The following is a 19,745-nucleotide window of genomic DNA, read 5'->3' on the forward strand; positions in this document are numbered from 1 at the left end:
CAATTTCAAAAATGCAAAACAATAAGATGGCGGACGCATGAAAAACCTTGATGAATTTTTCCAGAAACTGGAGCCTCATTTTCTCGAAGGCGGAAAATTCCAGAAACTGTATCCACTTTACGAGGCCACGGATACCATCCTCTTTGGCTCCAGCAGCACGACCACAACTGCCCCGCATGTTCGTGACGCCATTGATTATAAACGCATAATGACCATGGTCATTGTCGCCTTGATCCCCTGCACCCTGATGGCCATGTGGAACACCGGATATCAGGCGAACCTGGTTATTCAATCCATGGGCATCGAGGTGCCGCCGGGTTGGCGTGGAGAGATAATGTCCGTTATCGGTTTTTCGCCGGACAGCTTTTTCTCCAATTTTCTCCACGGGGCTCTCTATTTCCTGCCCGTCTATCTGGTCACAGTGGTTGTTGGTGGATTCTGGGAAGTGGTTTTCAACATTATCCGCCGCCATGAAATATCCGAGGCATTCCTGGTAACAAGCTTGCTCTTTCCTTTGACTCTTCCAGCCACAATCCCGCTGTGGCAGGTGGCTATCGGGATCAGTTTCGGCGTGATCCTGGCAAAAGAGGCCTTTGGCGGCGTGGGCAGAAACTTCATGAATCCGGCTCTGGCCTCCCGGGCATTTCTCTATTTTGCCTATCCGGCCCAGTCGACCGGCAACAACGTCTGGGTTCCGGTGGATGGGGTCAGTGTTGCCACGCCGATGGCTCAGGCTACCGATGCCACAGCCGTTGGAAGTCAGGTCATGCAGAGCCTCGATATAACCTGGAGCCAGGCCTTTCTGGGAACCATCCCCGGCTCCATGGGCGAAACCTCTGCGCTGGCCTGCCTCCTGGGCGCCGCTCTGCTGCTGATTACCGGCATTGCTTCCTGGCGCATCATGCTTTCAACGCTTATCGGCGGAGTTGTCGCCAGCCTGTATTTCTATGTTGCGGCCAATCCGGCCTATCCGATGGCGGCCGTTCCACCTCACTGGCATATTGTCCTGGGCGGTTTCGCCTTCGGCCTGGTCTTCATGGCCACCGACCCGGTCTCGGCTGCCCATACTCCGGCGGGACAATGGATGTTCGGCATATTGGTGGGAGCCCTCAGCATACTCATCAGAGTGGCCAATCCGGCATATACCGAAGGCGTTATGCTCGCCATCTTGCTCGGCAATGTTTTTGCTCCGCTGTTTGACTACTACGTCATCCAGGCAAATGTCAAAAGAAGGATGTTACGCCATGGCTGAAGAATCTCCCTATAAACCTTTTTATTCCGTCCTGGTTCTCGCCTTTTTCTGCTCTTTGCTTGTCGCAGGTGCAGCCGTGGGCCTGCGCCCGCTGCAACTGGAAAATCAGTTGGAGGACCGTAGAAAGAATATTCTTCTTGCAGCAGGTCTTTATGACAGCAGCAAATCGATCGATGAGATGTTCGCCAATATTGAAATCAGGATTATAGAACTCAGTACCGGAGAATTTGTTCCCCCCGAAGTCATATCCCCTGAAGATTACGACCAGCGTAAGGCTCCGATGACTGCCGACATGGGGGAATCCATCCCAGACCCTAACGATGAAGCGGGTCTGGGTATGCTGGAGAAATATTCACTGGTGTACCTTGTTCAGGAAGAAGGTGAAATCAGCCAGATCGTTTTGCCGATCAGGGGCAAGGGTCTCTGGTCCACCCTCTATGGATATATTGCCATCGGCAATGATCTCACTACCATTAATGGTATTTCATTTTATGAACACGGTGAAACTCCCGGTCTGGGCGGCGAAATAGAAAATCCGCGATGGCAGGCCGATTGGCAAGGGAAAAAAATCTACGATCAGGAATATCAAGAGACCCTCACCATCGGAAAAGCTCCGGGTGGCAAAGAAGAGATTCATCAAATCGACGGCCTCTCCGGGGCAACCCTTACCACAAACGGGGTAGATGATATCATCAACTTCTGGTTCGGCGGCGATTATGGTTTCAAACCATTTCTTACACAAATGAAAGAAGAGGGAGGAGAATTAAATGGCTGAAACCAACCTGGAATTAGTCAAAAGAGCGATATTTCAACGCAATCCCATCACCCTTTTGGTTCTGGGAATTTGCTCGGCCCTGGCGGTTACCGGACAGATGGCAACGGCATTTGTGATGTGCGTCTGCGTTACCCTGGTGACCGGCTTTTCCAATCTCACAATCAGCATCGTCCGCTTTCAGATACCGAACACCGTGCGCATCGGCATCCAGATTACCGTTATCGCTACCCTGGTAATCCTGGTCGATCAGATCCTCAAGGCTTTTTTCTTCGAGCTTTCCAAGCAGCTCTCCATCTTTGTCGGCCTGATAATCACCAATTGCATAGTCATGGGCCGGGCTGAAGGTTTTGCCATGAGCAATCCCCCTCTGGCCAGCTTCCTGGATGGTATCGGCAACGGCCTGGGCTACAGTTTTATTTTAATGACTGTAGCTTTCGTGCGCGAGCTTTTCGGCTCGGGATCGCTTTTCGGCTATGAAATATTCCCGCTTGTCACCAACGGCGGCTGGTATCTGCGCAACGGCATGCTGGTCCTGCCTGCCAGTGCCTTCTTTCTCATCGCCGCCATCATCTGGATACTGCGAACATTAGATCCTGAACAACAGGAGAAAGATTGATGTCCCACTATATCGATATAATTCTCCGGTCTATCTTTCTGGAAAACCTGCCCCTCAGTTTTTTTCTGGGGATGTGTACGTTTTTGGCCATCTCCAAGCAGGTTAAAACAGCAATCGGCCTGGGAAGCGCAGTACTTTTCCTGCAGATTATCACTGTTCCTCTCAACAATCTCGTGCTCAACCACCTCCTTAAACCCGGTGCCCTGGCCTGGGCCGGTTATCCGGATGTCGACCTGACCTTCCTGGGGCTGCTCACCTATATCGCCATTATTGCGGCAACCGTACAGATCCTGGAGATGGTTCTTGACCGCTATATTCCCGCGCTCTACAACACCCTGGGCATCTTTCTACCTCTGCTCACGGTCAACTGTGCCATCCTGGGCGCCTCTTTATTCATGGTGGAGCGTGATTATACGTTTACAGAGAGTGTGGCTTACGGGTTTGGGGCCGGAGCAGGTTTTTTTCTGGCAGTGGTCGCCCTTGGAGGCATCAGGGAAAGACTGGAATACGCCAATCCTCCCGCCGGATTACGAGGACTGGGCCTCACCTTCATAACAGCCGGCCTCATGGCCATGGCCTTTATGGGACTGGCAGGAATGTAAAATGACTTCATATGCTTTATCTTGATGGAGATGCAGGATGATTGAAATAATTATTGCCATAGTAAGCTTCCTGATCATACAGCTTATCCTGGTTACACTGATTACTATTGCCAAAAAGACCATGCTGCCCGGTGGAGAAATCTCCATTACCATTAATGAAGAGAAAAAAATTACCACCTCGATCGGCGGCAAGCTCTTGACCACACTTGCCGACAATAGCATCTACCTGCCATCGGCCTGCGGCGGTGGCGGCAGTTGTGCACAATGTATTGTCATGGTCAAGTCCGGCGGCGGTTCGATCCTGCCCACAGAGAAATCGAAGATCAGCAACCGTGCGGCCCGAAGCGGTATACGCCTGGCCTGCCAGGTACCGGTAAAGCGCGATCTCGATATTATGGTAGAGCCGGAAGTTCTGGAAACCAGGAAATGGAATTGCAAAGTCATTTCCAATAAAAACGTAGCCACCTTCATCAAGGAACTGGTTCTGGAGGTGCCGGAAGGCGATCCGGTTAATTTTAAATCGGGAGGCTATATACAAATTGAAGTGCCGCCCCACGAAGTCCACTATGCCAGCTTCGATATCGATGAGCGCTACCTCAGTGACTGGACGAAGTTTAAGATGTTCCAGTATAAATCTCACGTCTACACCCCGGTGACACGAGCGTATTCCATGGCCAATTATCCGGGTGAGGAAGGAATCATCAAGCTCAATGTCCGCATCGCTTCTCCCCCTCCGGGCACTGACCCCAAGGATGAGATCCCGCCCGGCCAGGTCTCTTCCTGGATTTTCAACCTTAAGGAAGGTGATGAAGTCACCATCTCGGGACCCTACGGCGAATTCTATCTCGAAGAGAGTGATGCGGAGATGGTCTTCATTGGAGGAGGTGCGGGCATGGCGCCGCTGCGCAGTCATATTTTCGAGCTTTTCAAAGGCCGAAAAACGCGACGCAAGGTGTCCTTCTGGTATGGCGGCAGAAGCAAGAAAGAACTCTTTTATACCGAAGAATTTGAAAAGCTGGACAAGGAAAATGAAAATTTTTCCTTTCATGTTGCCCTTTCCGACCCACTGCCCGAAGACAACTGGAGCGGCGACACCGGCTTTATTCACCAGGTATTATTCGACAAATATCTGCAATACCATCCAGCACCTGAAGATATTCAATATTATCTGTGCGGACCGCCGATGATGACCCTATCGATCACGGAAATGCTCGATAATCTCGGGGTTGAAAAAGAAAACATTCGTTTCGACGATTTTGGAGGCTGATATTTTCAGCATATTATGACTACTTTTATAACCACCATGCTCTTGAGCTTTATGATAGTAACTGGAGCGGCACTGTGTATTAATTTCTGTAAATCAAGACAGCGTTCGGAGAGGCATCAGCTGACCGGCATGTGCCATTGCAGTGGCGGACCTGCCGCCTGTGGATCCAGGCAGAAGAAAAAAGAGTAGAGCGTATTTCGCTCGTTAACCGGCCAAGAGGAGAGGTGCTTTCTCGAATCGCGCTCTGACAAAGAAGATATTAGTACCCTACAGATTGTTTTCTTGTTTTTTTGCAAGAAAATGATCTCTAAAGGTTCCGTACTGTAAAGAGTCCAGCTCAGCTGGGTTGGCATCTGTAACGGTATTGTTTTCTTTGGATACCGGAAAAGGTTGAAAGAGAGATTTTTGGCAAAGCAGCAAGCACATCATCCATCAAGGCCTTTACCAGGAGGAACGTCCAGATGATCATTGGAATACTGAAGGAAATCAAGGTTGCCGAACATCGTGTATGCATGACTCCGGCCGGTGTCGAGGTGATACGGCAAAATGGCCACCAGGTTCTTGTGGAGGATAATGCCGGCAAGGGCAGCGGCTTCTCCAATGAAGAGTATGTAAGCGCCGGTGCCGAAATAATCTCGACTCCTGCCGAAGTGTATGAAAAGGCAGACATGGTGATGCATGTCAAGGAACCACAGCCCTCGGAATATTCACTTATCCGGCAGGATCAAATAGTATTCACCTACCTTCACCTGGCAGCAGAACTGGAACTGACCAAGGCACTGGTTAAGGCAGGCTCCGTCAATATCGCTTATGAAACCATCCAGAAAGCCGATGGCTCCCTGCCGCTGTTGACACCGATGAGCGAAGTCGCCGGCAGAATGGCTGCCCAGGAAGGGGCAAAATACCTTGAGCTGCATCAGGGCGGCAGCGGCGTTCTGCTCGGCGGAGTTCCCGGAGTGCCGCCCGGCAATGTTGTCGTCATCGGCGGCGGTATCGTTGGCATCAACGCGGCGAGAATGGCTTGCGGACTGGGCGCGAAGGTTTATCTCCTGGACACCAATCTCGACAGACTCCGTTATCTCAGTGAAGTCATGCCCAGCAACTGCTTCCCGCTCATGAGCAGCCCGCCCATCATTCGCGACCTGCTCACTAGAGCTGATCTGGTGATCGGCGCCGTCCTGATCCCCGGAGCAAAGGCACCAAAACTTGTTACCCGCGAAATGCTCTCCGGCATGAAACCCGGCTCGGTCATGGTGGATGTGGCGATCGACCAGGGTGGCTGTTTTGAAACATCAAAGGCCACAACCCATACCGAACCCACCTATGTCGTTGACGGTATAGTACATTACTGCGTTGCCAATATGCCTGGCGCAGTAGCCAAAACATCGACAATGGCGCTCACCAATGCGACCTTGCCCTATGCCCTGCAGATTGCCAATAAGGGATGGCAGAAAGCCTGCCGGGACAACAAAGAAATTAAACCCGGTATCAATGTTGTCATGGGCAAGGTTACCTACCGGGCCGTGGCCGAAGCCTTCGATATGGAATATGTAGATATCGATACCATCTTATAAAACTCGTCTTATACTTAATAAGTACTACAAGCAAGCCCATCCGCCAATTGTGCGGATGGGCTTGCTTGCTCTTGGAATATTATGCTAAGTATCCAGACCGGAAAGACCTTTAACCGCATATTAACATGAAAGATAATAGCAAAAAACCGACAGAAGATTATCAAGGTTTTGAACAGGGCCCCATTCGTCCACCAAGCGAGGCAGCGAGCCTTCTTATTCGGGTAACCCGCAACTGCCCCTGGAATCGCTGCACTTTTTGTCCGGTTTACAAGGGTGAGAAATTTTCCCTTCGCCCCGTGGAGCATGTGATCCGGGACATCGATACAGTTCATCGTTTCGTTACCCTTCTGCAGGATTCCTTCGGCAGCGGTTTTACCACGGCAGACCTCTCTCCCTTAGCGAAAGATCTCGATATGGGCGAGAGAATGGCTCTGAGCAGTGCCGTCAACTGGATCCGCGGAGGGAAAAAATCGATTTTCCTACAGGATGCCAACAGCCTTATCATCAAACCGGATAACCTGATCCGTATTCTCAGTTATCTACAGAAACTTTTCCCCCAGGTGGAGCGGATAACCTCCTATGCCAGATCTCATACCATCCGCAGGATAGAGGATGAAAAACTTGCCGAAATGCGTGCGGCCGGTCTTAACCGCATCCATATAGGCATGGAATCAGGCTCCGACAAGGTCTTAAAACTGGTAAAAAAAGGCTCTACCAAGGAGGATCATATCACAGCCGGTCTTAAGGTAAAGAAGGCAGGCATGGAACTCTCCGAATATGTGATGCCGGGATTGGGCGGCAGAGAACTCTCACGGGATCATGCCCTGGAAACCGCGGATGCACTTAATACAATCAATGCCGATTTCATCCGACTGCGCAGTCTGGCAATCCCCGACCATGTTGAGCTCTTTCAACTTTACAGCGCCGGAAAATTCAGCAAACAAACGGACAAAGAGATTGCCGCAGAAATTCTGCTTTTCCTGCAGCAGCTTGAGGGGGTTACCTCCACCCTCAAAAGTGACCACATTCTCAATTTGTTTGAAGAAGTTCAGGGTGTTTTTCCTGAAGACAAGGAGCGCATGACCACTATTGTGGAAACCTTTCTCCGGCTGCCGCCCCACGAGCAGATGCTTTTTCAGGTCGGCCGCAGAACCGGTGTCCTCTCTCGCCTCGCTGATCTGAAAGACCCTGGAAAAAGAGCAATGGCGGAAGCAGGCTGCGCCCGTTTTCAGATAAGCCCTGAAAATGTTGACTCGGCGGTGGATGAATTGATGAAGCGCTTTATCTGATCTTTTTAAGAGGATATAACATGAAGTCAGCTTCATCAAAAACCACCATTCTCGCCTTTGCTTTTCTACTCTCTTCCCTGCTCTTCCCCCTCGCTCCGGCCGCTGCCCAATCGGGGTGCTTTCAGGAGGCCATAGCCTGGGTCGATAGGCTGAACAGCACCAGAGAAACAATACTCAGAGATCATGCTCAGTCAAAATGCGAATTTGCGGCAAAATGGGTGAAAGAGATCGACGATGTAGCAGAGAAAACCAAAAGAGAAAGGACCTGCAACGATCTTGTCCTGGTCTGGACGCATAAAGAATGTATCTATTTCAGGGATTATGTTGAAACTTCCGCCTACGCTCCCTGTAAAAGCTGGACACGCATGATGTACCGTAACTGCATGTCCAACGATTTTGAATGGTTTTCAGGTAAGTGACGGCCTCTCTCACCTCATCGCTCCGATGTTGGTAATTCTGTTAATAACGTGTTGAAAACAGTTCTTCCTCTTGTTATTCCTGCTTTAGAAAAGTTACCTGTTGATAACTCTGTTCATATCTTTGTTGATAACTTTTTTGATTGGGCCTCGTTGAAAACACGACCTCCCGCATTGCAGGTTTTAAAAGTCTTCCACATACTGTAATCGAAGCAATACTGGTACCTGCCCAGGAATGAGTAATTTCCGAGTCTAGGCTTACCCTTTCTACACCTAGGCACTTAACCTCAAGCATCTTCATGATTTCACGAGAAATAAATTTTTGTTTTCTTTGGTTCGAGGTAAAACTACTTTAGAGAGTGTATTGTCAATAATATTGGTAGACTAACCTGATTATCGTCAGCAGAACAACTGTCAAAAAAATTGGACGAATGAAACATGCGCCGTTACTGATGGCAAGATCGGATCCAATACGGGCACCGATTATCTGTCCTAAAGCCATTATAATACCAACCTTATAGAGGACATTATTTCCGACAATAAACAAACAAAGAGCCACAACATTGCTCGTAAAATTCATGATCCTTGTGAATCCAGCTGCTTTTGCCATATTAAAACCCAAAAAAATACAATAGGCAGCCGTCCAAAACGATCCGGTACCCGGACCGAAAAAACCATCATAAAATCCTAATCCCAATCCAAAAATTAAGTAAAATACGTTTTGGCTTAATTTAGGCTTGAGATCCTGATACCCTAATTTAGGCGAAAAAATAGTATATAGAAGAACAAAGAATAATAGAAATGGAATCAGGAGTTGAATAAAGCCAGGAGCTATTACCTGCACCGCCCATGAACCGGCGACAGCACCCAGGAAGGTGTAAAGTATACCGGACAAGCAGGAAGCCAGTCTAACTTCACCCTTCCTGATATAATTGTACGATGAAGACAAGGTGCCAAAGGTTCCTTGGAGTTTATTGGTTCCAAGTGCAACTTGAGGAGACAGTCCGACAGCCAGTAATACAGGAAGAGTAACCAATCCACCTCCGCCTGCAATAGAATCAACGAAGCCCGCAACCAGTCCGGCAAAAAAAAGAATAAAAATAATTGAAGGTGTCAGTTGAAATATTGTATCCATAAGTGACCTTCTGTAAAATGCTGAATGACTGTAGCGAGGAGAGCATACACGAGAAGTCTAAATATCACCATTTCTTTTAAGATTGTAAGTGCATAAGCGGCTCTTAAGCCGAGGTGCAGGTAAATACACCTAAAAGATCTCTCTTGCCCTCATGGTTGCGCTAGAGTGGCAGGTTAATTCCGTGCTAGTCTAAACACAGCCCCGGTCCTGACGAATATAAGGAAGAAACAAAAAATGACCCCTGCTATTGAAACAGCCAAAAGCGCAAAAATTGTTTTTCATATCCATGAATACATCCATGATCCTCAATCCGGCTCCTATGGAGAAGAAGCTGCCGAAAAACTGGGAATTGAAAAAGAGAGGGTATTTAAGACACTTGTAGTATCAAGCGAGAAAGGAGAGCTTTGCGTAGCTGTATTGCCTGTTTCGCATCAATTGAATTTAAAACTGCTTGCCAAGGCAACAGGTTCGAAAAAAGCTGCCATGGCGGATAAAAAATCAGTAGAAAAAATTACCGGATATGTTTTGGGAGGAGTGAGCCCCGTTGGCCAAAAGAAAAAACTGCCGACTATTATCCATGAAACCGCAAAAGAGTTCTCCACTATTTTCGTAAGCGGCGGACGGCGCGGGTTGGATATAGAGCTTTCGCCTGTTGATTTGCTTGAATTGACTCAAGGCAAATTTGCTCATATATGTGCATAACTACATCATTTATAAACATTATTTCACGGGAAGCCACAAGCACTCAGCCGGGGCGGCTCCAGGGGAAATAACGATTGCTGATTTAGGTATATGCAAATGCATGTCCGGTATCACCCGTTAACACCAAAATCCAGTCAGGCAGAAGGCATTGACGGACCAACATTCATAACCATCGTATATGTATATCAAACAACCGTGGATAAGCCCGAGAAGAAAATAAAGAGGAGCTGTTGGATATGCGCAAGGAAATGTGGATGACGACTTCGGCCGGTTTGCGAATTCCCCGCATTCTCTACGGCACGGCCTGGAAAAAAGAACAAACCGCCGATTTGGTTGAACAGGCTGTTATTACAGGATTCCGCGGCATCGATACCGCCGCGCAACCGAAACACTACGATGAACCTCGAGTGGGTCAGGCCTTGCGACGCCTGCAGGAGCAGGGAATACAACGGGAAGAACTCTTTCTGCAGACCAAGTTCACACCTCTCCAGGGACAGGATCCGGCCCAAGTGCCGTATGACAGGAATGCGCCTGTGGAGGATCAGGTCCTGCAGTCATTTGCAGCCTCGCAGGACAATCTGCAGACGGATCATATCGATTCCTACATCCTGCATTCTCCGTTGGCCCCGCATTCCCTGCTGATGAATGTGTGGCGATCCATGGAGAGAATTTACAAGGATGGCGGCGCCTCGCAGCTGGGTATCAGCAACTGCTATACGCCGGACCTGCTGGCAGCGCTATATGATGATGCCGAAATCAAGCCCGCCGTCGTACAGAACCGCTTCTATCAGCAGACGGGCTATGACCGCAGCCTGCGCGCCTGGTGTGCGGAAAAAGGCATCATCTACCAAGGCTTCTGGACCCTGACGGCCAATCCCCATATCATGGCCAGTAACGTCGTGCGACAGATCGCCGGGCGGCTTGGGAAAACGGAGGCACAGGTCTTTTTCCGCTACCTCAGCCTCTCGGGTATCATCCCCTTAACCGGCACCACGTCGCAAGAGCATATGCGCCAGGATATCGACATCTTCGATTTCGCCCTCAGCGACACGGATAGGCATGCCATCGACCTGCTGCTGTCGTAAGCATCTGGAACAACTTCCGGCCTCAACGCTGACAACGCTGACCCTCAATGGAGGGCGGACCACAATAATAACCTCTCTTCCAGATGTCATCGCGCATTTATTCGAACGACTTACTCGCCTGCCGGCATGAAAAGCCACCATGGAGCTTTCCAGGGTTTGAATTGTGCATTATAGTTTTTATTAATCCTGCTGCTGTAAACTGCCCAAGGTGCAGCAGGTAATTGGGCTTTTTTTTGCGTAATTCCCCTTGCTTGCCAGTGGCTCTTACTATGAGAAAAAACAAAAATCGAATGTTATGTATCGCTGGATTAATTCTCGGACAATTGATCTTTCTCATGGTTTTTGCCACTAGCGCGTATTCCCGTGATGTCACATTTGCCTGGGTTGAAAATCCGGAAGATATTGACGGCTACAGGTTGTATTATAAATCAGGAAGCAGCGGACCGCCCTATGACGGGAGAGGAGCAAAAGAGGGACCTTCTCCGGTGGAAACCGGCAATGTCACCTCCTTCACTCTGACCGGCCTTTCAAATATCGAGACATACTATTTCGCGCTCACGGCATACAGGGGCACTTTGGAAAGTGACTATACCAGCGAAATTGCTCTTCCCCCTCAGGAAAACACAGCACCGATGGCATTTGATAGTGCCATAATTGTTATCGAAAATATCCAATACAGCGGCAGTCTGAGTGCAACAGATGCAGACAATGACCCATTAACCTACCTGCTGGTTTCAAATCCAGAAAAAGGTACTGTTGCCATTATAGACAATGAAGCCGGATCTTTTACCTACACGCCTCTTCCCGATACCACCGGCAGCGATATCTTCACATTCAAGGTCAGTGACGGCACGGCAGATTCAGCAGTGGCAACTGTGGATGTTTCAATCCTCGAGATAAATGGATCACCGACTGCGAATCCAGCGTCGATTACTGTGGCTGAAGATTCGATCTTCGAAGGTCAACTCTCCGGTTCCGATCGTGATGGTGATCCTCTGAGCTTCAGCATTGCCGGTAACGGCACCAAAGTCACAGCTTCCATCACAAACAGAAACACAGGCGCCTTTTCATATGAGCCGGAGGAAAATGCCACCGGCAGAGTACCATCAAGGCCAATGACGGCAGACTTGATTCGTCCGCGGCTACTGTAGATGTAGATATAATTCCTGTAACTGATCCCCGTGGCTGATGATTTCTCCTTTGCCAAGGAAGACTCTATATACTTTTGTTCTTGGTAGACAATTCCGGCAATGCGGGGATAGACGGAAGTGAAAGGGAGCACGAATCATACTTCCGGCTGTCTTGGCCGGTGGAGGAATATCTTGTCTGATGCGATCGGAAATTTCCGGCGCAATCGGACCGGGCCGAAGTGAAGCGGGATCACTGGGCAGGAAAAGCCATTGTGCTGCTGCTTCAAGAGCAATTATTCGCCTTGGTCACGCTGCAACAGCAGCAGGCGAATACCCTCAGTGGGATGCGAGCCCCCCTGCTGGTCGTTGTCTAATATGACCACCGTGATGTCGTCCACTTCGACACCGTCGTAGGCGCGGTCGCTGCTTGTCACCCTGATGCTAATGGTTCCCATGTGTTGTCCCTCCACCCAGGAATCATCGACGGCTGTCACTTGTACCCTTTGTGGGATGTTCCAGGTGGCCGGCGTAAAATTCAGCGACAGCGCCCCGCCCGCGCCGTTCGAGATATCCGTTTGTATATCCGGATCGAGGTCGATGATAACCTCGCCTGAAGGCTGGGACCGTAGAACAAACTGGTAGTCAGCCCCTTCTCCTCCCTCCGTCACCGTCGTCTGGCCACCGCTTGCATGTATATCGACTCCAGCGGGTGTCCATCCTTCCAGAGCCGCCCAAAGATACCAGGCGGCGTAGGCCTTGCGGTTGGCGTTTAGCGGCTGGCTGTGAGCGGATTCGCAGTTATACCAGTCATCTCCTTCAACATGGCTATCCTGCCATTCGATGGCCCAGTTGCCTATCCGCGAAAACCAGGGGTTGGCATGGTAATCGCAGCTGTCATCGGGAAACTCATAATATGTGCCGTCTGGGTCGTAGCTTTCTATGTCATTGAAGTCGTATAGTATTTTTTCATTGGCTCGACAGTAGTTCCTTATGATCTCGTTGCCGGCCTTGGTGTCGGCGTCTTCATCGATATGGGCGTGACCGGTCATGTAGACGAATTTTACCTGCGGATAATCCTGCTCCAGCCGAGTCATGGGCAGGAGGTACTCGCTTTCCAGGGTCCCGGCCCTGTATTTATCGCTCACCTGACCGCACCAGGACCAGATGACGACATTGACATCGCTGTTTTCAGGGTTGTCAAGATATTCTCGGGTCCTATCCACCCACTGCGGATAGCCGCCGGCGTCTCCGATCATGAACGAGTCATGCAGATCCAGGGCTCCGTCTGTTCCGCCGTTGTTCCAGGCGAAAATATTTGCCGGCAGGGACAGACCGAGCCCCCCGCCGTTGGCGAACTCAACCAGACCAGCCATTCCCGTAGTCAGCTGGCTGCCGTGAGATGTGTGCCCATAGGCAATGTGGAGTCGTTCCTTGGCCTGTTCGATGGCCTCCCTGGTCAGGACGGTAATGTCGGTGTGTCTGTGATCGATTATCAGCGGCGCAGCCGAAACGGAAAAGGCGAGAAAAATCGAATAAACTACGGAAATCAATAGCAAACCAGAAGATATCTTCGCACTTTTCATACTCCTTCATCCTCCATATTGGTATGGTGTATTCCTCCACGACGATGGCTTTGGAGAAGAAATGAGCCCGCGAAACCCAACAATCATCGCCCGCATGTTCGATTCTTCCATTCCTTGCAATAAATGGACCACACTTTTTCGTCATGCACCCTGGTCGCGGAACATCCGATTTTCCAATGTCAGGTTCCGCTGAATTGTAAAGTAACTTCTTGAAAAGCCAAAATTGCTTGATATTGATGGCTGAAGGAAAGGAATCTGCAGAAAAGTCAGGAAGGGCTTACTAATAGTGATTTACCACCTATCATATAATTGGTATGCTGAAATCAGCAATTTCTATCTAGAAATTGCTGCAAAGCTGATTCTCTTCTTGTTGACCGGTCTTGCCTGCTGATAATAGAGGCTTCCACAACTCTTTCGCTGCAGTCGGTGAGTGGGCAGCGCTCGCAGGTTTCTCCCACATCTTCCTCTACAATTGCTGGATCATCCAAAAATTTGATGTGTTTTCGGGAATTTTTGTCAATTTTAAAGCCAATCACAATTGCCGAGCCTCGCTCCCTGGCAAGCGAGAGCGGTCGTGCCAGACTGAGGAGGAGGAATTTGGTGCCGCTGTTTACAAAGTGGATCTTTTGTACGCCTGTTGTGATGGAAAGACCGTCTTGGCGCACTTTTTTGAGGAGCCTTAGCGGCAGCCAGCGCCGACAGTAGTGCTCGCTGATGCCCAAACCATATGGAACCAGGGTATCCGTCATATTGAGTTCCTTGGTCAATTTTACCGAAAACCGGTCTTTGGAATTTGTAAAGCGCAGGTAAAAAATAGCATCCAGGCCAAAGACTCCCGGCAGCAGCTGACTCATGCGATAGAGGAGCATTTCCGGAGTGGCCTTGTAGCAATCAAGTAAAGCCGTTATGGCCTTATCATCCCATGTGCTTTTGCTCAGTAATTTTTTGACATCTCTTGTGAAACTTTCCTTTTCAATAAGCAATGCTCCGGCAAAATAGGATGCCTTGAAATTATTAACCAGCTGATCGAAACTCTTCACCTCAATCCATGACGAGGTCTGCGGTCGATCGGTTATACCAAGTTCAAGGAAGCCGAGTTCCCGGGCAATAATAAAGGCCTTTTGTGCAGGGAGCAGCCTACTGTTGATAGAAAGATGCCTTTCGCCTCTGAGAATCGAGCGAAATCCTTTGAGCGCCGGATGATCCGAAAAACCATTTTCCTCCACATGGTACTTATGTTTCTCTTCGAGGATCTTTTTGATTTGAGCGAAACTTGACGTATTGCTGCTTAATTCATTTTGCTTTGAAAAATCACCTGCCAGCTTTTCCAGGTCCGGGAAATAATTATTATGCAATCGCTGAAAGGTCCGCAGGGCGGCAAAAAGAAATGTTTCAACCGACATGTCATAGGCCCTGCTGATTTGCAGAAAGGTCTGGAGAAAGGAATGGGCGTTCTCCGGATCATTTTTAAAAAGGCCCAGGATGTCCCGGGCCGAAATGCCAAAGAGATGAAAAGGGAACTGTTTTATCAGTTCGGAATCGATAAGTGCCGTAAAGGGATCAAGGGATTTGTCGACCTTGAGTGATACCAGCTCATCGTAGTCCACGCCCAGGGCCTGTGCCAGGTCTATCAGCTTTTCCGGTTTGGGATACTTCTTGCCGGATTCAATTTCGCTGAGATAGGAGAGAGCGATACCTGATTTCCTGGAGAGTGTCTGTAAAGATAATCCCTGTTCGGTTCTAAAGGTTTTTATCTTAATCCCGAAAATAATTTTCAGGTTTTCTGAGCTTGTTGTTTTTGCCATGATGTCATCATGTACTTCATGTATTCGGCAATTTCAAGAAAAAATGAAATATCTTATTTAGCGAATATTCGCTTGACAACCTCTTCCGTCAATTCCTATTGTACTCATTACTAACACAAAAAGGAGTTGCCATGAATACCTCAGCCACTACACGACTGCAGTACCCGAAAGAGCTCTTGCAGAAGTATCCCGATGTTCTTGAGCCTAATGCCCTGAAGACTCTTGAGAAACTGGCGTCGCTTAACGGTGAGCGCATCGCCTTGATGGAAAGGCGCAGTAAGAGAAGAAGGCGGAGATTTGCAGAAAAAGAGCGAATAACCTTTCTGGATGCCGATTCGACTATTGCCGGCACCAGCATAACGGTTGCCGATGCGAGGGCGGGGAGATTTGAAGGTCCGAGGATCCCCGCTGATTTGCAGAGGCAGTGGATCCAGGGCACCGGACCGGCGGCAAAGCCGGGGGCACCGCTCGAGAGCAGCATCCGAAATGTGGCATATGCCCTGCTTTCCGGGGCTGACGGCTGGATGTTCGATGGAGAGGATGCTCTTGGTCAGATCCAAACCATGTCTCTTGATAATTTGAGAAACCTCAAGCTGGCTTTTCGCAATGATCCTGAATTTTTAACTGCTGCCGAAAAAGTTGCTGCTGAAATGAACAGCTGGGCTGAATCCTTTTTAGGTAAAACGATCATCGAGGACTGGCAGAAACAGCTGCAATTCACTACCAGAATATTCAGACCGCGCGGGCTGCACCTTGATGACCGGCATTTCCGGGATGAGCTGGGACGCGGGCTTGCCGCTTCAATAGTGGATACCGCTCTCTACATCTCCAATAATTATAAGGAAATGCAGAACACCGGTTCTTCTCTGGTGCTGTATATTCCAAAAGTACAGACTGCGGAAGAAGCCGCATTCTGGGGGAAGCTTCTTGATGCTCTGGAGTCCCATCTAGGTCTTCAGCAAGGTACTATTCTGGCCTATGTTCTTTTGGAACAGGTGGAGGCAACCTTTCAGATCATGGAAATCCGTGCCGCACTGGGGAGACATTTTATTGGTTTTAATACTGGTCGCTGGGATTATATAAACAGTGTTGCCGATGCCATGGCATGGGACACTCGTTTCATTAACCCCAATATTGAAGCTATTACCATGACCTATGGCTATATGCGTCACTATGAGGACAGAGTTCGCCGCTGTGTCAACACCCCTGATATAAACGGTAATTTTGCCTTGTTCCAGGGAGGAATGGAGCCGAACATTCCGGTCGGTTCCGCAAAAGGGGTAAAAACCAGCATGAAAAATGCACTTGCCGGAGCGGAACGTGAGCAGCAGGCCGGGGCAAGCGGCAAATGGGTTGCTCACTGGAAAATGGTGCACATTATTCGTCCCGCCTGGCAAAAAATTGGGGAGAAGAATCAGTTGGGCAGGGCCTTCCCGCCTCTTGGTTATGAGCAGCATGATGCTGATGATCTTTTCCTTTTAGAAGATGCTCCGAGGACCATTCGCGGAGCACGGAATCTACTCAGCGTTGCCCTGCAGTACGGTAACGCTTTTTCCCAGGGATTTCAGGCAGCCGCTTTGAAGCCTGCCGATTTTTTCGGCAACGATGACATTCTTTATCTCATGGAAGATATGGCGACCGGTGAAATCCGCTTAAGCATTCTCTGGGAGTGGGTTCACAAAGGAGCCGTGATCACTGAAGATGACCCGGAAACCGGGGTTGAAAAGGGGCAGGTCTTTGACAAAGATCTCTTTGAACGATTGTTGCACGAAGAATATGAAAAGCTTCTTAAGGCAGATAACCGGGATGTCCATGAAAGATCAAAGTCGACAACTCTACCGATTGTCCATGAAATGGTGAAGTGCCATATCGCCGAGAAAGTGAAAATACCATGGTATATCGATCTGTTGAATATAAATCTCAATAATGAAGATTTGGCTGAAGGTAAAAGACGTATCGAGGCGTATATCAAAAAATTCAGGGAAACCGGTCAGAGAATAACGGAGAATCTGGATTATACCACATAATCTGAAGGAGAAAATTATGCTGAAAGAACAGATCGATGAACTGAAGAAATATTTCTCCAGCCCACGTTTTGAGGGCATACGAAGGCTTTATTCTGAACGTCAGGTCGCAGAGCAGCAAGGGACAATTGCAAACGACTATACCGTGGCCAGGGAAGCGGCGGCGGGATTTTATGCGCTGCTTCGGGAAAATTATGCCAATAAGACTGCCGTAACCACCTTCGGACCATACTCACCCGGACAGGCTGTCGCCATAAAAAGAAAAGGCATACCGGCAATATACCTGGGCGGCTGGGCAACATCTGCCAAGGGCTCGAAGAATGAAGATCCTGGGGCAGATCTGGCATCCTATCCGCTTAGTCAGGTTCCGGACGAGGCGGCACCAGTTGTACGGGCACTCCTGACCGCTGATCGAAATCAGAATTTCTTTCGCTCCCGCATGACGGAAGAGGAGAGAAAAAAAACCCCGGAATTTGATTTTCGTCCGTTCATCATCGCTGATGCCGATACCGGACACGGCGGCGATGCCCATGTTCGCAATCTGATCCGACGCTTCGTCGAGGTCGGTGTTCCCGGCTACCATATCGAGGACCAGCGACCGGGCACAAAAAAATGCGGACATCAGGGCGGCAAGGTTCTGGTTTCCGTGGATGAGCAAATAAAGAGACTGAATACCGCCCGTTTTCAGCTGGACATCATGCAGGTTCCTGGAATTATCGTTGCCAGAACGGATGCAGAAGCGGCAACCCTGCTCGACAGCAATAACGACAGCAGGGACCAGGCGTTCATTCTTGGAGCAACCAACCTTGATGTGCCGCTCTACAAGTTCTGCACCTTGGCACTGCATCGACTGTTCTACGAATCCGGACATACAAACGTGCGGGGACATCTCTTGTTTGACCTGGATGAGGATGAATATCAGCTCGCTATCAAATGGTTTAAGTCAGCCGGCATTTATGAAGAACTTAAGAGTATCATTGCCAAAAAGGTTTCAGAAGATGAGTTTGAGCTTGGAGGCATAATTGATGAAGCCACAAACCTGATGGTCTCGGCCTGGGAGACGGAAGCAGGAGTCAGCACCTTTCCAGAAGCTGTGGCCGATCGCCTGCAACTCCTCATTGATGAAGGTCGTGAGATAAAAATGACCGTGGAGCAGTGGCTGAAGTATGCCGAAGGAGTCTCACACTGGAAGGCGAGGCAGAAGGCCAAAGAGATTGGTGCCAATGTCAGCTGGGACTGGAACCGGCCAAGGACCACCGAAGGTTTTTTTCAGATTCGGGGAGGAATTGAATTTGCCATAGCCAAGTCCCTGGCCGTTGCCCCTTATGCGGATATAATCTGGATGGAAACCAAAACCGCCGACCTGGAAGATGCGGCTGTGTTCGCCAAGGCCATCCACGCAGCCTACCCGGAAAAGATGCTCGCCTATAATCTTTCTCCTTCATTTAACTGGGATACCACGGGAATGAGCGATGAGGAAATGAGGCAGTTTCCCGCGGAAATAGGTAAGCTGGGATATGTTTTTAATTTCATCACCTATGGCGGTCATCAGGCGGATGGTATAGCCGGAGAAGAGCTGGCCAGTGCTCTCCAGCAGGATGGTATGCTCGCTCTTGCTCGCCTGCAGCGTAAACTGCGGCTGTTGGAATCACCCTATACCACCCCCCAATCGCTGGTCGGGGGTCCCCGGCTCGATAGTGCACTTAGCGCCTCAACAGGGAGAACAGCCACCACCAAGGCCATGGGTAAAGGGTCCACCCAATTTCAGCATCTTATTCAGATCGAACCGCCGATTTCCATACTTCAGGAGTGGTTGGCCAAGTGGTCGAAAAAGTATAATCTTAATGCAGAGCTCAAGGTCGTGCTGAGACCGCAGAGTTCAGGCGCGGATATTTTGGAGCTCGATGTTCTCGACGCGATGGAAACCAAAATAGCTGAGGTGATATTTACCGTTCTGCGTGATCGTGAAGATAAGGTGTTTCTGTTTATCCGTAATCAGGAGGTCCATGATACCAGTCTCCGCAGAAAAAGGTTCATGACCCTGCTTCAACTCTATTTAATTTACCGCTATAAAGCTGACATCATGCAGTATATGACCCCAAGCGATGACAATCGCCATCAAACCAATGGCATGAAAAGGTTTGGTATATTCAAAGACGCCAAGGAAGAAATTGGTGATATTATCGTGGCTTATGTGGATAAAGATGTTGTTGGTCAACTGGTCAATCCCAAAAAACAGGGAATCGACCGACTTCTATCCAAAGAAGAGGCAGTTGTCTAAGATCAGCGGACTTACATACGGCTGTACAGGTTGTTTAATTCTGCCTGTGCAGCTTATTCTTTCTTTACTCCGCATCCCCGATCGAACTCCACCCTGAAAAGAGCGCCGGCATCTCTCGAAACGCTACAGGGTAAAGGTGTGGGTGAATCATTCCGCCGACCTAACCATCTGTCCGACACAACAGGATAATCCGACTTTACGGGAGAAGT

General features: G+C 49.3%; 16 protein-coding genes. 13 read left to right on the top strand and 3 right to left on the bottom strand.

Annotated elements, in window-relative coordinates; translation table 11 throughout:
• The first annotated feature begins 37 nt into the window (after nt 1–37).
• The 8 genes from JWG88_RS20245 (at nt 38) to JWG88_RS20280 (ending at nt 7,794) form a co-directional block, all read left to right on the top strand.
• Nucleotides 38–1,252 (top strand): NADH:ubiquinone reductase (Na(+)-transporting) subunit B, encoded by a 1,215-nt coding sequence (locus JWG88_RS20245; protein ID WP_205235626.1) that lies wholly within the window; start codon nt 38–40, stop codon nt 1,250–1,252.
• On the top strand, nt 1,245–2,027 hold the full coding sequence (locus JWG88_RS20250) for a Na(+)-translocating NADH-quinone reductase subunit C (protein ID WP_205235627.1): 783 nt from the start codon (nt 1,245–1,247) through the stop codon (nt 2,025–2,027). Before JWG88_RS20245 ends, JWG88_RS20250 begins: the two co-directional genes overlap by 8 nt.
• Nucleotides 2,020–2,643, top strand: a complete 624-nt coding sequence (locus JWG88_RS20255; RefSeq protein ID WP_205235628.1) for an NADH:ubiquinone reductase (Na(+)-transporting) subunit D — start codon at nt 2,020–2,022, stop codon at nt 2,641–2,643. Before JWG88_RS20250 ends, JWG88_RS20255 begins: the two co-directional genes overlap by 8 nt.
• Nucleotides 2,643–3,245, top strand: a complete 603-nt coding sequence (gene nqrE / locus JWG88_RS20260; protein ID WP_205235629.1) for an NADH:ubiquinone reductase (Na(+)-transporting) subunit E — start codon at nt 2,643–2,645, stop codon at nt 3,243–3,245. The genes JWG88_RS20255 and nqrE overlap by 1 nt, the downstream gene beginning before the upstream one ends.
• Before the next feature lie 37 nt (nt 3,246–3,282).
• Entirely contained in the window at nt 3,283–4,512 is a 1,230-nt protein-coding gene (gene nqrF / locus JWG88_RS20265; protein WP_205235630.1) for an NADH:ubiquinone reductase (Na(+)-transporting) subunit F, read from the top strand.
• A gap of 461 nt (nt 4,513–4,973) precedes the next feature.
• The gene (ald, locus tag JWG88_RS20270; RefSeq protein ID WP_205235631.1) at nt 4,974–6,086 is read left to right on the top strand and encodes an alanine dehydrogenase; all 1,113 of its coding nucleotides are present in this window, start codon (nt 4,974–4,976) and stop codon (nt 6,084–6,086) included.
• A gap of 125 nt (nt 6,087–6,211) precedes the next feature.
• Nucleotides 6,212–7,375, top strand: coding sequence for a radical SAM protein (locus tag JWG88_RS20275; protein WP_205235632.1), 1,164 nt, complete (start codon nt 6,212–6,214; stop codon nt 7,373–7,375).
• Between the two features lie 20 nt (nt 7,376–7,395).
• Nucleotides 7,396–7,794: a hypothetical protein gene (locus JWG88_RS20280; RefSeq protein WP_205235633.1), complete on the top strand. Its 399-nt coding sequence runs from the start codon at nt 7,396–7,398 to the stop codon at nt 7,792–7,794.
• A 364-nt stretch (nt 7,795–8,158) separates the two neighbouring features.
• Here the strand turns inward: JWG88_RS20280 and JWG88_RS20285 are convergent, their stop codons facing one another.
• Entirely contained in the window at nt 8,159–8,926 is a 768-nt protein-coding gene (locus tag JWG88_RS20285; RefSeq protein ID WP_205235634.1) for a TSUP family transporter, read from the bottom strand.
• Between the two features lie 234 nt (nt 8,927–9,160).
• Here JWG88_RS20285 and ybaK point away from each other — a divergent pair, with 234 nt between their 5' ends.
• The 3 genes from ybaK to JWG88_RS20300 all read left to right on the top strand — a co-directional run bounded on the left by ybaK (nt 9,161) and on the right by JWG88_RS20300 (nt 11,864).
• On the top strand, nt 9,161–9,628 hold the full coding sequence (gene ybaK, locus JWG88_RS20290) for a Cys-tRNA(Pro) deacylase (protein ID WP_205235635.1): 468 nt from the start codon (nt 9,161–9,163) through the stop codon (nt 9,626–9,628).
• Nucleotides 9,629–9,882: 254 nt separating this feature from the next.
• On the top strand, nt 9,883–10,713 hold the full coding sequence (locus tag JWG88_RS20295) for an aldo/keto reductase family protein (RefSeq protein WP_205235636.1): 831 nt from the start codon (nt 9,883–9,885) through the stop codon (nt 10,711–10,713).
• 290 nt (nt 10,714–11,003) lie between these two features.
• Nucleotides 11,004–11,864 (top strand): Ig-like domain-containing protein, encoded by an 861-nt coding sequence (locus tag JWG88_RS20300; protein WP_205235637.1) that lies wholly within the window; start codon nt 11,004–11,006, stop codon nt 11,862–11,864.
• A 272-nt stretch (nt 11,865–12,136) separates the two neighbouring features.
• Here JWG88_RS20300 and JWG88_RS20305 read toward each other — a convergent pair whose 3' ends face one another.
• Nucleotides 12,137–13,426, bottom strand: coding sequence for a hypothetical protein (locus JWG88_RS20305; protein ID WP_205235638.1), 1,290 nt, complete (start codon nt 13,424–13,426; stop codon nt 12,137–12,139).
• A gap of 323 nt (nt 13,427–13,749) precedes the next feature.
• Entirely contained in the window at nt 13,750–15,231 is a 1,482-nt protein-coding gene (locus tag JWG88_RS20310) for a helix-turn-helix transcriptional regulator (protein WP_205235639.1), read from the bottom strand.
• 131 nt (nt 15,232–15,362) lie between these two features.
• On the opposite strand from JWG88_RS20310, the gene JWG88_RS20315 reads away from it, so the two are divergent.
• Both JWG88_RS20315 and JWG88_RS20320 read left to right on the top strand, forming a co-directional pair.
• Nucleotides 15,363–17,258 (top strand): aldolase/citrate lyase/malate synthase family protein, encoded by a 1,896-nt coding sequence (locus JWG88_RS20315; protein ID WP_205235640.1) that lies wholly within the window; start codon nt 15,363–15,365, stop codon nt 17,256–17,258.
• Nucleotides 17,239–19,536: an isocitrate lyase/phosphoenolpyruvate mutase family protein gene (locus JWG88_RS20320; protein ID WP_443112645.1), complete on the top strand. Its 2,298-nt coding sequence runs from the start codon at nt 17,239–17,241 to the stop codon at nt 19,534–19,536. The genes JWG88_RS20315 and JWG88_RS20320 overlap by 20 nt, the downstream gene beginning before the upstream one ends.
• Nucleotides 19,537–19,745: the final 209 nt, after the last annotated feature.

The sequence above is a fragment of the Desulfopila inferna genome (genome assembly GCF_016919005.1).
In the GTDB taxonomy this organism is placed as follows: domain Bacteria; phylum Desulfobacterota; class Desulfobulbia; order Desulfobulbales; family Desulfocapsaceae; genus Desulfopila_A; species Desulfopila_A inferna.

Bases quoted from the DNA above. Each gene is read 5' to 3' on its own strand.
- JWG88_RS20245 (WP_205235626.1), top strand. From the start codon at position 38: ATGAAAAACCTTGATGAATTTTTCCAGAAACTGGAGCCTCATTTTCTC.
- JWG88_RS20250 (WP_205235627.1), top strand. From the start codon at position 1,245: ATGGCTGAAGAATCTCCCTATAAACCTTTTTATTCCGTCCTGGTTCTC.
- JWG88_RS20255 (WP_205235628.1), top strand. From the start codon at position 2,020: ATGGCTGAAACCAACCTGGAATTAGTCAAAAGAGCGATATTTCAACGC.
- nqrE (WP_205235629.1), top strand. From the start codon at position 2,643: ATGTCCCACTATATCGATATAATTCTCCGGTCTATCTTTCTGGAAAAC.
- nqrF (WP_205235630.1), top strand. From the start codon at position 3,283: ATGATTGAAATAATTATTGCCATAGTAAGCTTCCTGATCATACAGCTT.
- ald (WP_205235631.1), top strand. From the start codon at position 4,974: ATGATCATTGGAATACTGAAGGAAATCAAGGTTGCCGAACATCGTGTA.
- JWG88_RS20275 (WP_205235632.1), top strand. From the start codon at position 6,212: ATGAAAGATAATAGCAAAAAACCGACAGAAGATTATCAAGGTTTTGAA.
- JWG88_RS20280 (WP_205235633.1), top strand. From the start codon at position 7,396: ATGAAGTCAGCTTCATCAAAAACCACCATTCTCGCCTTTGCTTTTCTA.
- JWG88_RS20285 (WP_205235634.1), bottom strand. From the start codon at position 8,926: ATGGATACAATATTTCAACTGACACCTTCAATTATTTTTATTCTTTTT.
- ybaK (WP_205235635.1), top strand. From the start codon at position 9,161: ATGACCCCTGCTATTGAAACAGCCAAAAGCGCAAAAATTGTTTTTCAT.
- JWG88_RS20295 (WP_205235636.1), top strand. From the start codon at position 9,883: ATGACGACTTCGGCCGGTTTGCGAATTCCCCGCATTCTCTACGGCACG.
- JWG88_RS20300 (WP_205235637.1), top strand. From the start codon at position 11,004: ATGTTATGTATCGCTGGATTAATTCTCGGACAATTGATCTTTCTCATG.
- JWG88_RS20305 (WP_205235638.1), bottom strand. From the start codon at position 13,426: ATGAAAAGTGCGAAGATATCTTCTGGTTTGCTATTGATTTCCGTAGTT.
- JWG88_RS20310 (WP_205235639.1), bottom strand. From the start codon at position 15,231: ATGGCAAAAACAACAAGCTCAGAAAACCTGAAAATTATTTTCGGGATT.
- JWG88_RS20315 (WP_205235640.1), top strand. From the start codon at position 15,363: ATGAATACCTCAGCCACTACACGACTGCAGTACCCGAAAGAGCTCTTG.